The organism is Sphaerimonospora sp. CA-214678 (genome assembly GCF_050942215.1).
GTDB lineage: Bacteria > Actinomycetota > Actinomycetes > Streptosporangiales > Streptosporangiaceae > Sphaerimonospora.
This window is the reverse complement of the sequence record NZ_CP192056.1, coordinates 1,939,361-1,953,099: the sequence shown is the minus strand read 5'-3', so window position 1 is coordinate 1,953,099 and position 13,739 is coordinate 1,939,361. Positions and strand designations below refer to the sequence as shown.

Annotated in this window: 11 protein-coding genes; 6 read left to right on the top strand and 5 right to left on the bottom strand. The window is 73.7% G+C overall.

Going from position 1 to position 13,739, the window contains the following annotated elements; genetic code table 11:
• Positions 1-11: 11 nt before the first annotated feature.
• The gene (locus ACQP1K_RS08960; protein WP_433500399.1) at positions 12-1,433 is read left to right on the top strand and encodes an acyl-CoA carboxylase subunit beta; all 1,422 of its coding nucleotides are present in this window, start codon (positions 12-14) and stop codon (positions 1,431-1,433) included.
• 116 nt (positions 1,434-1,549) lie between these two features.
• On the opposite strand, the gene ACQP1K_RS08955 is transcribed toward ACQP1K_RS08960, so the two are convergent.
• A complete protein-coding gene (locus ACQP1K_RS08955) occupies positions 1,550-2,026 on the bottom strand; it encodes a DUF3145 domain-containing protein (RefSeq protein WP_433501524.1) in 477 nt (158 codons plus the stop codon).
• 215 nt (positions 2,027-2,241) lie between these two features.
• Between ACQP1K_RS08955 and ACQP1K_RS08950 the strand changes: the two genes are divergently transcribed.
• Genes ACQP1K_RS08950 through ACQP1K_RS08935 form a run of 4 tightly spaced genes read left to right on the top strand, consistent with a single transcriptional unit; the run spans position 2,242 to position 6,967 of the window.
• Positions 2,242-3,261, top strand: a complete 1,020-nt coding sequence (locus ACQP1K_RS08950) for a S8 family peptidase (protein ID WP_433500398.1) — start codon at positions 2,242-2,244, stop codon at positions 3,259-3,261.
• Positions 3,262-3,317: 56 nt separating this feature from the next.
• Positions 3,318-3,860, top strand: a complete 543-nt coding sequence (locus ACQP1K_RS08945; RefSeq protein ID WP_433500397.1) for an RNA polymerase sigma factor — start codon at positions 3,318-3,320, stop codon at positions 3,858-3,860.
• Positions 3,857-4,318, top strand: coding sequence for a hypothetical protein (locus ACQP1K_RS08940; protein ID WP_433500396.1), 462 nt, complete (start codon positions 3,857-3,859; stop codon positions 4,316-4,318). Before ACQP1K_RS08945 ends, ACQP1K_RS08940 begins: the two co-directional genes overlap by 4 nt.
• A gap of 48 nt (positions 4,319-4,366) precedes the next feature.
• Positions 4,367-6,967: a CHAT domain-containing protein gene (locus ACQP1K_RS08935; protein WP_433500395.1), complete on the top strand. Its 2,601-nt coding sequence runs from the start codon at positions 4,367-4,369 to the stop codon at positions 6,965-6,967.
• A 186-nt stretch (positions 6,968-7,153) separates the two neighbouring features.
• Here ACQP1K_RS08935 and ACQP1K_RS08930 read toward each other — a convergent pair whose 3' ends face one another.
• The 4 genes from ACQP1K_RS08930 to ACQP1K_RS08915 all read right to left on the bottom strand — a co-directional run bounded on the left by ACQP1K_RS08930 (position 7,154) and on the right by ACQP1K_RS08915 (position 12,547).
• Entirely contained in the window at positions 7,154-7,993 is an 840-nt protein-coding gene (locus ACQP1K_RS08930) for a sulfurtransferase (protein ID WP_433500394.1), read from the bottom strand.
• Between the two features lie 37 nt (positions 7,994-8,030).
• Entirely contained in the window at positions 8,031-9,200 is a 1,170-nt protein-coding gene (locus ACQP1K_RS08925) for an alkaline phosphatase family protein (RefSeq protein WP_433501523.1), read from the bottom strand.
• Positions 9,201-9,222: 22 nt separating this feature from the next.
• Positions 9,223-9,813: a DUF5998 family protein gene (locus tag ACQP1K_RS08920; RefSeq protein WP_433500393.1), complete on the bottom strand. Its 591-nt coding sequence runs from the start codon at positions 9,811-9,813 to the stop codon at positions 9,223-9,225.
• Between the two features lie 94 nt (positions 9,814-9,907).
• Positions 9,908-12,547, bottom strand: coding sequence for a GNAT family N-acetyltransferase (locus ACQP1K_RS08915; protein WP_433500392.1), 2,640 nt, complete (start codon positions 12,545-12,547; stop codon positions 9,908-9,910).
• A 291-nt stretch (positions 12,548-12,838) separates the two neighbouring features.
• Here ACQP1K_RS08915 and ACQP1K_RS08910 point away from each other — a divergent pair, with 291 nt between their 5' ends.
• A complete protein-coding gene (locus ACQP1K_RS08910; protein WP_433500391.1) occupies positions 12,839-13,732 on the top strand; it encodes a carbohydrate kinase family protein in 894 nt (297 codons plus the stop codon).
• Positions 13,733-13,739: the final 7 nt, after the last annotated feature.

Genomic DNA, 13,739 nt, shown 5'->3' with positions numbered 1-13,739 from the left:
AGGAGTCCCACATGACCGTGCTTGACAATCGGGTGGTGAACGATGCCTCCGACGCGGAGGCCGTCGATCCCAGGGATCCCCTGGTACGCCTGGGACATCTCCTCGACGAAGGCTCCATCCGGCCGATCTCCCCCGAGGACAAGAGCGGCGTGCTCGCCGTGTCCGGACGGGTCGAGGGCGTCCCCGTCGTGGCGTTCTGCAGCGACGCCAGGTTCCAGGGCGGCGCGATGGGCTCAGAGGGCTGCGAGCACATCGTCCACGCCTACGACGTCGCCGTACGCGAGCGGGTCCCCATCATCGGCGTCTGGCACTCGGGCGGCGCGCGCCTGGCCGAGGGCGTGGAGTCCCTGCACGCGGTCGGGCGGGTGTTCACCGCCATGACCAAGGCCTCCGGCATCGTCCCGCAGATCTCCGTCGTGGTCGGTCCGGTGGCCGGCGGCGGCGCGTACGGCCCGGCCCTGACCGACATCGTGATCCTCGCCGACAACGGCCGCATCTTCGTGACCGGGCCCGACGTCGTGCGCAGCGTGACGGGCGAGGAGACCGACATGGCCTCGCTCGGCGGTCCCGAGCCGCACAGCAAGCGCAGCGGCGTCGTCCACGTCACCACCAAGAGCGAGGGCGAGGCCCTGCTCAAGGCCCGTCAGCTCGCCGTCCTTCTCGGTCACCAGGGCCGGGTGCGCGGCGACGTCGACGAGGTGGACTTCAACAGCCTGCTCCCGGAGAACCGGCGCCGCGCCTACGACGTGCACCCGCTCGTGAAGGGGCTGCTGGACGAGCCCGGTGTGGAGCTCCACCCCAAGTGGGCGCCGAACATCGTCACCACGCTGGGCCGTCTCGGCGGCCGCACGGTGGGAGTCATCGCCAACAATCCGCTGCGCCTCGGCGGCTGCCTCGACTCCACCTCAGCGGAGAAGGCCTCCCGATTCGTCCGGATGTGCGATGCCCTCGGGGTGCCGCTCGTGGTCGTGGTCGACGTGCCCGGCTACCTTCCCGGGATCGGCCAGGAGCACGACGGCATCGTACGGCGCGGCGCGAAGCTGCTGCACGCGTTCGCCGAGGCCTCGGTGCCGAGGGTGACGCTGATCACCCGCAAGGCGTACGGCGGCGCCTACATCGCGATGAACTCCCGCGCGCTGGGCGCGACCCGCGTGTTCGCCTGGCCCGACATCGAGGTGGCCGTGATGGGCGCGGTCGCGGCCGTCCGCATCCTCAAGCGGCGCGAGCTGGCCGCCGCCCCGGAGGAGGAGCGCTCGGCGCTGGAAACCCGGCTGGCCGAGGAGCACGAGAAGGCCGCGGGCGGGCTCGACCGGGCCGTCGACCTCGGGGTCGTGGACGAGGTGATCGACCCGGCGAAGACCCGCGGCGCCATCGCCAGGGTCCTCGCGCAGGCCACGCCGGCACGCGGCGCCCACGGCAACATCCCGCTCTGAGAAGTTCCGGCCGAGACGACGGGAGAAGCGCCGATCCTCCGGGATCGGCGCTTCTTCGCGTTCGCACCCCGCCGCCCGAGGCGACCGGCCTGGGCCGGTGCCTGCGAGGAGGCGGATCAGACGGCGGCGTGCAGCCAGCGGACCGGCGCGCCCTCCCCCGCGTACCGGAACGACTCCAGCTCCTCGTCCCACTGCTTGCCGAGGAGGCGGTCGAGTTCCTCCTCCATGACGACCCGGCCCTGCGCTGCCATCAGCATCACGTTGCGCAGCCGATCCTCGGGGATCATGATGTCCCCGTTCGCGCCGACGACGGCGGTGAAGGCGCCCAGGCTGGGCGTGTAGGCATGTCTGGACCCGTCGACGCCGGGTGAGGCGTCTTCGGTGATCTCGAAGCGGATGCGCTGCCAGCCCATGAGAGAAGACGTGACCGCCGCCGCCGTACCGGGACGGCCCTCCCACTCGGCCTGGGCCCGCAGGGTCCCGGGCGCGGCGGGCTGAGGGGTCCACGTCAGGTCGACGGGCACGCCAAGAACACCTGCGACGGCCCACTCAATGTGCGGGCACAGCGCAGGCTGAGCCGAGTGGACGTACAGGACGCCACGAGCAGCAGCCACCGGACCTCCCAAATCGCATGAGGTGCGCCTTCCCCAACGGCCTCATACAAGGGATGATCACGATTGGATGACTAGTAGGAGAGACTACCGTCCGTCGTAACTCGACACCAGAGCAGGGTCATACCGATTAACGAATGGAAACGTAATGGAGTGGGAAGGATACGGTCCGTAAACAGGAGGTTGGAGGTGTCGCGATGCGCGCGGTCTCGGTGGAGCTCCTCCCGGACAGGCCCGCCCTCATCCGGCCGGGCGAGCTGCTCACCACCGCCCCGGCCAGGGTCGCCCGATGGACCCTCGACGCCGCACCCGTCCGCTCCCCGGCCCATCACGCGCGCGTGGTCCACCACGTACGGCTCTCGCCGGACGCGGACGTGCTCGACCTCGTCGCGACGCTGCGCGACCGCGGGCTTCCGGCCTCGCCCAACCACGTCCTCGCCGGGCAGCCGCTGTTCTTCGGCGGCCCACGGGGCACGCCGTCGCCCGCCGCCGCTGTGCCGTACGAGCCGGGCCCGCCCTCCGGCGTTACGGTCGCCGTGCTGGACACCGGGGTCGTCCGCCATCCGTGGCTGGCGCGCTGGTACCGGGACGACGTCGCCGACACCCCGGACGCCGACGGGGACGGCGGTCTCGACCACCAGGCGGGACACGGCACATTCGTCTGCGGGCTGATCCTGCGGCGCGCCCCCGGGGCGGGGCTGCGCCCCGTACGGTTCCTGGACAGCGACGGCTTCGCCGACGAGGCCGCACTGCTGCGCTCGCTCACCCGGCTCGCCACCGAGCGCGTCGACGTTCTCAACCTGTCCTTCGGGGGTCACACCTTCGACGACCGGCCACCGCTGGGGCTGGCCGAGGCGCTGGCCGGCTTTCCCACCGTGGTGGCCTGCGCCGGCAACACCGGGCGGTCCCGCCCCTTCTGGCCGGCCGCCCTGCCCGGCGTCGTCGCCGTGGGCGCGCTCGACGGGGCCGCCAGGGCGTCCTTCTCCGCCTACGGCCCGTGGGTCGACGCCTGCACCCAGGGCGTCGGCCTGACGAGCAGCTTCGTGGAGTTCGGGGAGTTCCGCGGCTACGCCACGTGGAGCGGCAGCTCCTTCGCCTGCGCGACGGTCGCGGGCGCCGTCGCCCGGCTGAGCCGCGAACTGCCGCCCGCGCAGGCCGTACGGCTCCTGCTCAGCGGCGGACGGCGAATTCCCGATCTCGGGGTACACGTCCGGTGAGACGGCTAGAGTGTCGACCACTCACAGTGACAGACCGACACTCTTTGTGACCGTGCATGCTCCCAGACATCTCACCCCGCCCACCGTCCGGGCCGCCGTTCGACCGGGTGGCCTGGGACGATCTCGTCGCACGGTTCGGCGGACGCATGTGGGCGGTCGCCCGGGCGTTCGGGCTGAGCCAGGCGGACGCGGCGGACGCCGTCCAGGGCGCCTGGCTCCGGCTGGTCGAAGGTCTCGGCGCCATCCGCGATCCGGATCGGATCGGAGCCTGGCTCATCACCACCACCCGGCACGAGGCGGCCCGGCTGAGCCGGTCCCGGGGAGGATCGGGACCCGCCGCCGAGGTCGCCGACGTCCCCGACCCCGGCGTGCCGGACCCGGCGGCGGCCGTGGCCGACGCCGACTACGGCCGTCAGGTGTGGCGACGGCTCGATCTGCTCGGCGAGCCGTGCCGATCGCTGCTACGCCTCTGCGCGCTGCACCCGGAGGCCCGCTACGCCCAGATCGCCCTGCGCCTGGAGCTGCCCGTGGGCAGCATCGGCCCCACCCGGGCGCGTTGCCTGTCCCGGCTCAGAGCCCTGCTGGAGGAATCCTCATGACGGCCCCGGCCGACGAATATCTACTGGCAGCGCTGCGGATCGCGGCCGGGACCGACCCCGTGCCCGACCGGGTCTCGGCCGACGCGCGGTCCGTGCTCGCGCTCCACCTGCCCGGCGGGATCGCCGCCGTCCCGCTCGCGACGGCGGCCGGAGAGGGCGCCCGATCCGCGCAGACCCACGACAGGCCGCGTGCCCGGCGCTACGCCGCCGCGGGTCTGACGATCGACGTAGAGCCGGTCGTCGTGGCCGGCCGGGTGGACGTGGCCGGGCAGATCTCCCCCGCCCCCGGCACCGGATCGCTGGTCGAGGTGCGGACGCCGCACCTCAGCGACACCCGTGCGCCCTCCGAGGGCGGCCGCTTCGTGGTCACCGGGCTGCCCGCCGGATGGATCAGCGTGGTCTGCCACCGGCCGGGTCACCCGCCCGTGTTCACGCGCTGGACGCACGTACGCCCCTGACCCGCCCATGCCGCCGCCCCCGCCCTTGCCGCTGAAACAGGGATGTCCATGATCTCGGTACCGCCCGCCGTACTCGTCGCCAGGGCCGAGGCGGCCGTACGGCTGTCCGGGACCGACCCCCGCCTGGCGCTCGTCCGTGCCCGGGCCGTGCTCACCGAGGCCGGGGCCGGCGTGGAGACCGTGGGCACGGGACCCGCCGGCCCGGACGCCGGGGCGTACGGCGAGGCCCTGTCCGTCGCGCTGCGCGCCGCCGCGCTGGCCGCACGGGAGCTCGGCGACCTGCGGCTGGCCGACGAGAGGCTGCGGGAGGCGATCGAGGCCGGACGCCGGTTTCCCGCGCGGGTGGCGCAGGCGCGGATGTCGCTGGTCGCGGTCCGGGCACTGCTCGGAGACCCCGAAGGCGGCCTGCGCCTCGCCGACCTGGCCGAGCGGCATCTCACCGGGACCGATCCGGCCCGGCTGGACGTGCAGCGCTCGGTCGCGCTGACGCTCCTCGGCCGGTATCGGGAGGCGGTGTGCCACTGCGACCGGGCGATCGGCCGCCTCGGCGACGACCCCTGGTTCCAGTCGGGCGGCCTGCTCAACCGCGGGGTCGCCCTCACCTATCTGGAAGAGTACGGCGCGGCCGAGACGGACCTGGCGGAGTGCGCGAGGATCGCCCGGTCGGCGGGCCTCGATCATGTCGCCATGCTCGCCGAGGGCAATCTGCCGTTCGTCGCGGCCCGGCGCGGCGACATCGCGGCCGCCTTCGCCCGCTATGAGGTGGCGGAGGCGGGCATGACCGGCTATCCGGAGCGGCTGGCCGCGATGCGCGCCGACTTCGCCGAGGCGCTGGTGGCCGCCCATCTGCCGGGCGAGGCCAGGGCGCTGCTCGAGCAGGCCCTGCCCGATCTGGTGGCCTGCGGAGCCCGCGCGGCGATCCCGGACGCGCGGCTGCTGCTCGCCCAGGCCCAGTTGCTGGCCGGAGAAGCGGAACAGGCAGCGGCGACGGCGCTGACCGCCCTGGCGGAGCTGCGGGCGCAGGGTAGGGCCGCCGCGGCCCCGCTGGCCACCGAGGTGGTGCTGCGTGCCCGCCTCGCCAGGCCGCCGACGGACGCGGAGGTGGCGGCTCTGCTGCCCGGCGTCCTGGCCTGCGCGGCCGATCTGGATGTGCACGGCCGGCCGGGCGCCGCAGCCGCGCTCCGGCTCACGGCCGCCCGCGCCGCCCTGCCGGCCGGGTATCGGGCCGTCGCCCGCGCGCAGCTGGATCTCCTCGCCGGGGCCGCCACGCCGCCGATGGTCAGGCAGCATGCCCTGGCGATGCTCCGGCGGCTGGACGGGGACCTGACCGGCGCCCTCGAATCGGCCCGTGCGGGTGTGGAGTCCCTCGCCGCCGCGGGGAGTGCCGGCCGCGACGCGGAGCTCAGGGCGTACGCGGTACGCCCCGCCGAGGACCTCGCCGCCTTCGGGCTGGATCTCGCGCTGGCGACCGGGGACGCGTGGACGGTCCTGGACTGGGCCGAGCGCTGGCGGGCGCTGGTGCGGGGCAGACCGGTTCCCCCTCCCTCACGCCCCGGAGCGTCTTCGCCCGGCTCGCGAGAAGCGCCGAAGAGCGGTCCCGGGACGCTGATCGAGCTGGTGCGCAACGGGGACGAACTGTGGGGCGTCCTCGTCGCCCCGGGAGGAGCACGGGCCGGGGGCGTGCGCTGCGTGCTGCGGCCGCTCGGCTCCTACCGGTCGGCGGCGGAGGCGACGGTGCGCGTGCGGTACGGCCTGCGCCGGCGGAATCTGCGGGACCTCGCCCACTGCGGCGAAGGCTCCGGCCATTGCGAGGGCACGGCCTCGGAGGCCATGGACGGCGAGCTCGCCACGCTCGGCGAACAGCTGCTCGGCCCGTTCGCCAGCGACGGCGCGGACGCTCTCGACGGCCCGACCGTGATCGTGCCCACGGGCGCGCTGTGCACGCTCCCCTGGCCGCTGCTGCCCGCACTGGCCGGACGACCGGTGTCCGTCGCCCCCGACGCCGCCTCCTGGTCGCCGCCGGGAGGGAGCCCGACACGGTACGGAAGCCCGACGCGGTACGGAAGCCCGACGCGGTACGGAAGCCCGACACGGAGCGGGAGGGCGGGCGGGCCGGTGGTGCTCGCGGTCGCCGGACCGGGGCTGCGGCACGCCCGCGACGAGGCGGACATGGTCGTCATGACCCATGCCGGCGCCGAGCGGATCGGCGCGACGCGGCGGGAGGTTCTCACCGCGCTCGAACGCGCCGACGTGCTGCATGTCGCGGCGCACGGGATGTCCTCCCCGCGCAGCCCGATGCTCTCGCGTCTCACGCTCGACGACGGGCCGCTCATGGCGTACGACCTGCTGCGTGCCGATCGGGTGCCGCGGCTCGTCGTGCTGTCCGCGTGCGACGCCGGCATGGCCCACGCCCCCGTGGACGGCGCCGCGCTGGGTCTGGCCGGGACCTTCCTCGACAGGGGGGCCGCCTGCGTGATCGCCGGCGTGGTGCCGGTCCGGGACGACGAGGCCCTGACACTGATGACGGTCTTCCACGCCGTGCTGGCAGAGGGCCGCTCCCCCGCCGAGGCCCTCGGCGCCGCTTCCGCCAAGACCGCCGTCGGCGGCTTCGTCTGCTTCGGCGACCCGTACGGCCGACGCCCTGTCTAGAGGGCGGGTCGGGTAACCGCCTTCCGGAGGCAGGAAGCGGAGCGGGAGGAGGCGAGGACCGCACGCGAAGCCCACGACCGGCGGGCTTCGCAGCGGACCGGAGCCTTCTCCCGGCGCAGCGACCGAAGCCACGGCGGCGGTGGCGATACCCGAGCCACGTGGCGGTGGCGATACCCGGCCGATGCTCTAGCCGGTGGCGACGGGCCGGTCGGGGTCGGCCACCCAGTTGGACCACGAGCCGGCGTAGAGCGCGGCCGGCAACCCGGCGATCTCCAGCGCCAGCACCTCGTGGGCGGCGGTCACGCCGGAGCCGCAGTAGGCGCCGACCGGGACGCCCTCGACGACGCCCAGCACGTTGAACCGCTCCCGCAGGAACTCCCTGCCGTGGAACCGGCCGCCGGGCTCGACGTTCTGGGCCGTGGGGGCGCTGACGGCCCCCGGAATGTGACCCGCGACCGGATCGACGGGCTCGACCTCGCCGCGATATCGCTCCGCCGCCCGGGCATCGAGGAGCACCCCGCGCACGGCCAGCTCAGCCGCCCGGCCGGCGTCGAGCACGGGCATGCCGCCCGGCCTCGCGGTGAAATCGCCCGGCTTTCCGGCTTCCGTGTCGCCCGTCACGGGCAGACCCGCCTCGGTCCAGGCGCGCATCCCGCCGTCGAGCACGCGCACGTCGCCGTGCCCGAAGTAGCGCAGCGTCCACCACGCCCTGGCCGCCGCGGTCGAGTCCGCGTCGTCGTAGACGACCACCGGGCGGGCGTCCGACACGCCGAGGCGGCGCATCGCGGACTGGAACGCGGCGGCGGACGGCAGCGGATGCCGTCCCTCCGGCCCCGGCGGAGCGGCGAGGTCGGTGTCGAGATCGCAGAAGACGGCGCCCGGAATGTGCCCCTCCCGGTAGGACTGGATCCCCGGCGGGCCGCCGAGCCGCCATCGCACGTCGAGGATCGTGACACCGTCCCTCCCGGATTCGAGCGCGGCCAGTTCCTCCGGCCGGATCAGCGGGCTCGCGGAACTCGGGCTCATCGTCGCCTCCGTGCGGTCGTCATGCCGTCCGTGCCCGTCATCGGCGGATCTCCAGCAGGGGCACGTTCTGTTCTGCCGGGGTGAGCGAGCCGTGGCAGCCGACCAGGGCGGCCTCCAGCGGCTCCGCCTCGGAGGCGACGATCACGCAGTCGCCGTACGGCACGGCCAGCACGTCGCCGATCCGGCCGAGCCATTCGTCCCGGACGGATCGGCCGAACCAGCCCTGGTCGACCGCCTCCTCCCGCGAGACCACCCACGCCCGGCCGCGCAACGCCTCACGCCAGGTCTCCAGCACGGTCTGGGCGGCACCCGGCACGGTGTAGAGGTGCCGGGCCCGGCTGTCGCCACCGAGCATGAGCACGCCGTCGCGGAGATCGGGCCGGTGGTCGAAGTCGACCTTCTCCCCGGCGTTGATCATGCCGTGGTCCGCGGTCACGTAGAGCGCCGACCCCGGCGGCAGCGCCTCGGCGATGGCCTCTGCCATCCGGTCGACGACCGCCAGCCGGTCCAGCCACTCGGGGCTGCCCCACCCCTTCACATGCCCCATGTGGTCGACGTCGCCGTAGTAGACCGTGACGTACGAGCTTTCCCGCAGCGCGTGCCGTACCGCCTCGATCCGCTCGTCCGCCGTCTCCGCCGACCAGTAGCGCATGCCCCGGTAGACCGCACGGGTGAGGCCGCTGCCGTCGAACAGGGCGGGCGCCACGTAGACGGGGTCGACGCCGAGCGCGGCCATCCGTTCGTAGACGGTCTCGGCCGGCTGCCACACCTCGGGGTCGATGGTCAGGCCGGGCGCGGTCCAGCGCAGGCAGTTGAACAGCCGGCCCTCCCCCGGCACGGCCATCTGGATGCCCACCATGCCGTGCTCTCCCGGGGTCGCCCCGGTGCCGAGCGTGGCCAGGCTCGTCGGAGTCGAGGACGGGAAGCCCGCGGTCAGCGTCCGCCGCAGATGCGCGGACAGGAAGGGCGCCACGTCCGGGTGCGCGGCCAGGAGGTCGGCCCCCAGGCCGTCGACGAGGAAGAGGCACACCCGGCGCGCCGGGCCGAGGCCCAGCGTGTTGCCGGTCGGCACGCCGAGCGAGGCGAGCAGGGAGCCGGGGAGATCCGCCAGCGACGCCTCGCCGTACGCCGGCACGAACGGAACGGCGTCGGGCGGGGTCTCCGGCGCGCTTCGGGGCACGGTAGGCCCGGCGGGGTCGGGATCGATCACATCGCCTCCGGGCTGGGAGTCAGGACGCCGCGCGGGCGGTCGCCTCGGACAGCGCCTTCGCGAAGGCGAGCACGTGACCGACCGCCTCGGGTCCGTCGGCCGCCTCGCTCACCCGGAGCGACAGATCGTCGGCGGTGACCGCGCCGGTGTAGCCGTGATCGGCCTCGCAGTTCTCGTCGCCGCAGGTCGCGGGCTCGAGGTCGACATGGGAGATCGCGCCCCAGCCGATCGTGAGCGTCACCTCGACCGGGGGAACCCCCGGCACGTACGCCGCGGGATCGGGGACCACTCGCGTGACCGCGACCGACTGGATGCGACTGAGCCGTACGGCCTCGGTCGTGGTGGAGGCGTGCGAGGCCGGCATGCCCTCGGCGGGCGGGTGCTCGTCGGTGTGACAGACGATGAGCCGGGTCGGCGACAGCACCAGCACCGTCACGTGCCTGCGTACCTCCATCGCCGGGTCGAACGTGGCCTCGTGATGCACGACGTACGCCATGACCTGCTCACTGCCGAGCGCGGTGTCGACGGCGTCGGCGACCAGGTCCGGGTAGTAGCCGCTGCGGTCGATGGCCTCGCGCAAGCCCGCGGCCGAGACTCGGGTTTCCCTCATGGGTCCATCCTGCCCTGTAAGGGACACCTGTTTCACACCCGGACCGGATGGTTTTCCCTGACGACGATCCGACCGGCCGCGGCCCTGCCCGTGATCAACGCAGCCGGCGGGGCCCGACGTCGGGACGGGGCCCGGTGACGGGCCGCAGGACCGCACGCGCGCCCAGCACCACCACGCCGGACGCGCCGGCCAGCACCGGATCCAGTGTCATCCCGGCCACCTCCGGCAGCGCGTCCGCCAGCAGCCCGACCCGGACGAGGAGATCCTCCAGCGCCTCGACCGCCACCGGCTGATAGCCGTACCGGCCGAACAGCAGCGGCGCGGCGCGCACCGACCGCACCAACGTCGAGGCGTCCTCGGCGGTGAGCGGGGCGAGGCGGTAGGCCTGGTCGCCGAGAAGACGGGCGGCGACCTCGCCGAGCCCGAACGACACGACGCCGCCGAAGTGCCGGTCCTGCACCACGCCGACGACGGTGGGCACCGCGGGCTGCGGGGCCATGCGCTGGACGGCGAGCCGCGCGCCCGGCCCGAGAAGAGCCGCCAGGTCCGCGTACGCCTGCCGGACCGTGACCGGGTCGGTGAGCCCCATGCGTACGGTGCCCGCCCGGCTCGCGTCCACCGGATCGGCCGACTTGATCACGACCGGCGACCCCAGCCGGCTCGCGGCGGCCACCGCCTCGCCGGCCGAGGCCACGATCTGCGCCGGCCACACCTCGATTCCGTAGCACGCCAGCAGCTCGGTGGCGTCGATCTCCACCTCATGCTCACGGTGGTCGTCGGGCGCCGCTGACACGGTCAGGGCGTCGGCCACGATCCGGCGGGCCGCGGCGACGTCCACCCCCGGGGGCGAGGGGATCAAACCGGCCGGCTCGCAGCTCCGGCGGGCGTACCGGACGACGTGGGCGAGCGCCCGGACCGCCTCCTCCGGCGCGGGATAGGACGGAATGGATCCGCGCTCCGGCGAGCCCTCTCCGTCGATGCGCAGCTCCGGCGGCATGCCCATCTCGCCCTGGAAGGTGGCCAGCACCGGTTTGCCGCAGTCGCGTGCCACCCGCACCAGCTCGGCCGCCACCCGCGTGGCGTCCCCGGGGATCGGCGGCATGTAGACGACGACGGCCGCGTCCACATCGGGGAGCGTGCCGGCCAGCGCGGCGGCGAACTCCGCCGCCCCCGCCCGAGCGCCCAGGTTCACCGGCCCGCGCGGCTCAAGACCGGCGCCGACGCAGGCGTCCGCCGCCAGCAGCGCGAGTGCGTCGGAGTTGCTCACGACGCCGACCCGCGGGCCGGACGGCAGCGGCTGATGGGCGAGGAGCTGGGCGACGTCGAAGAGCTGGGTGAGGTCGTCCACGCGGATCACCCCCGCCTGCTCGAAGAGCGAGCGCTGGGCGGTCTCGGGCAGGCCGAGCACCGGGGCGGCGTGGCCGTCGGGCGCTCCGCGGCTCTTGACGACGACGATCGGCTTGCGAGGCGAGATCCGGCGGGCCAGCCGGGTGAACTTGCGCGGGTTGCCGATGGACTCCAGGTAAAGGAGGATCACGTCGGTCGCCTGATCCTCCTCCCAGTACTGCAGCAGGTCGTTCCCGGACACGTCGGCCCGGTTGCCGGCCGAGACGAACGTCGAGATGCCCATGCCCCGCTGGGCCACCCGCTGCAGCAGCGCCGTGCCGAGCGCACCCGACTGACTGAAGAAGCCGACCCTCCCACGCCCGGGCAGGGTCGCCGCGAGGGTGGCGTTGAGCCGTACGGCCGGGTCGGTGTTGGCGATGCCCAGGCAGTTGGGGCCCACCACGCGAATGCCGTACGCCCGCGCGATGCTGACCAGTTCCTCCTGTCTGGCGCGGCCCTCGGGACCGGTCTCGCCGAACCCCGAGGAGACCACGACCAGGCCCTTCACGCCCTTCTCAGCGCACTCCTCCACGAGTTCGAGCACGCCCTCGGCGGGGACGGCCAGCACCGCCAGATCCACCTCCCCATCGATCGCGGAGACGCTCCGGTACGCCCGGACCCCCGCGACGGCACGCACCTGCCGGTGCACGGGGTAGACCGGTCCGGTGAAGTCGGCGGCGAGCAGGTTGCGCAGCACGGTCTGCCCGATCCCGCCCGGCTCGCGGCTCGCCCCGATGACCGCGACCGAGTCGGGCGTAAGCAGGCGGGCGATCGAGCGCGCCTCGGACCGGTGCTCGCGCGCGAGCCGCACCTCCAGTGCCGTCTCGGTGCTGGACAGGTCGAGGGTCATCCGGACGACGCCGTCCTCGAACTGGCTCTGCGCGGTGTATCCGGCCTGGCGGAACAGGCGGAGCATGCGATGGTTGCCGGGCAGCACGTCGGCGATGAACGTCCGTATTCCGTGCTCGCGGGCCGCCGCCCGCAGGTGCTCCATCAGCACCGCGGCCACGCCCCTGCCCTGATGGGCGTCCTCCACCAGGAACGCGACCTCGGCGTGGTCCTTCGGCTCCACCCGGTCATACCGTACGACCGCCACCATCTCCGCGCCGATCGTCGCGATCAGCGCCACCCGGTTGTCGTAGTCGACGTTGGTGAACCAGGTGACGTCCCGGTCGGTGAGCTGTGGCCGGGGGCCGAAGTAACGGAAGTAGATCGACTCCGCGGAGAGACGCGAGTAGAACGCACGCAGCAGGCCGGCGTCGTCCGGCCTGATCGGGCGCAGGTGCGCCGTGCCGCCATCGGCCAGCACGACGTCCGCCTCCCAGTGAGCGGGGTACTGAGGTCGCACGATCCCGAGGTTAGCGCCGCCCGGCCCGGTGTGGGTTGAGATGTTCCTTACCGCCGGGGAACCGCGTGGCGGAAGGGCCCCTTGTCGTCGATCCCGTACCGCTCCTCGCGGCCATGGCCCGGAGTCGCCGGGGCGGCTACGGTACGGGATTTACCGCCCGTACGGGGGCGAACTGGGCAACGCTTGTGCATCGACTCCAACGGGCTGTCTGATCCACCTCCCATGATGTGGCCGGGAACTGTTAGGTTTCTTGGGGTCGGCCTCATCGCACGTTGGCAAGGTGGTGACATCATGACGCGGGTCGTCGTGGTGGGCGATCTCATGACTGACGCACTCGCCCGCGCCAAGTTCCCTCTCGCCAGGGCAAGCGACACCCCGGCCGTCGTGACCATGCACGGTGGCGGCTCGGGTGCGAACATCGCCTCCTGGCTCGCCGTCGAAGGGTCGGAGGTCGCCTTCATCGGGCGGCGCGGCGCCGACATCACCGGCCGTAACCGCGACATGGAGCTCATGGGCTACGGCGTCGACGCCCGCCTCGTCATGGACCCGGAGCGGCCCACCGGCACCTGTGTGGTCATGGTCACCCACAAGGGCCAGCGGACGATGCTCTCCGACCCGGGCGCCAACGCCGCGCTGTCCCCGGAGGACCTGCCGCGCGACCTGTTCACCTCGGGCGGCCACCTGCACATGTCCGGCTACACCCTGCTCAACGAGGGCTCGCGCGACGCGGGACTGGCCGCGCTCGACCTGGCCCGCCGGGCCGGCATGTCGATCTCGGTGGACTGCGCCTCGGCCGCCCCCGTCGAGCGGACCGGCGCCGAGCCGTTCCTGGAGTGGACGCACGGCGCCAAGCTGCTGTTCGCCAACACCGACCAGGCCAAGGTGCTGACCGGCCGGGACGAGCCGACGGCTGCGGCGAAGGTCCTCACCGCCTGGTTCCCCCAGGTCGTGATCAAGCTCAATGCCGAGGGCGCGCTCTGGTACACCAACAGCCGGGCCGAGCCCATCCGAGTTCCCGCCGAGACCGTCGACCGCGTGGTGGACGGCACCGGCGCCGGGGACGCCTTCACCGCCGGCTTCCTGCCGCCGTGGCTGGCGAGCAAGCCGCCGACCGAGGCTCTGTCGGCCGGCAACGCGCTCGCCGCCAGGTGCATCTCCAACCTCGGCGCCCGCCCCCGGCTCTGACCCGCCC

What these genes read in the sequence shown, in the direction of transcription:
- ACQP1K_RS08950 (WP_433500398.1), top strand. Translation starts at nt 2,242, where the DNA reads ATGCGCGCGGTCTCGGTGGAGCTCCTCCCGGACAGGCCCGCCCTCATC.
- ACQP1K_RS08910 (WP_433500391.1), top strand. Translation starts at nt 12,839, where the DNA reads ATGACGCGGGTCGTCGTGGTGGGCGATCTCATGACTGACGCACTCGCC.
- ACQP1K_RS08960 (WP_433500399.1), top strand. Translation starts at nt 12, where the DNA reads ATGACCGTGCTTGACAATCGGGTGGTGAACGATGCCTCCGACGCGGAG.
- ACQP1K_RS08945 (WP_433500397.1), top strand. Translation starts at nt 3,318, where the DNA reads ATGCTCCCAGACATCTCACCCCGCCCACCGTCCGGGCCGCCGTTCGAC.
- ACQP1K_RS08930 (WP_433500394.1), bottom strand. Translation starts at nt 7,993, where the DNA reads ATGAGCCCGAGTTCCGCGAGCCCGCTGATCCGGCCGGAGGAACTGGCC.
- ACQP1K_RS08940 (WP_433500396.1), top strand. Translation starts at nt 3,857, where the DNA reads ATGACGGCCCCGGCCGACGAATATCTACTGGCAGCGCTGCGGATCGCG.
- ACQP1K_RS08920 (WP_433500393.1), bottom strand. Translation starts at nt 9,813, where the DNA reads ATGAGGGAAACCCGAGTCTCGGCCGCGGGCTTGCGCGAGGCCATCGAC.
- ACQP1K_RS08935 (WP_433500395.1), top strand. Translation starts at nt 4,367, where the DNA reads ATGATCTCGGTACCGCCCGCCGTACTCGTCGCCAGGGCCGAGGCGGCC.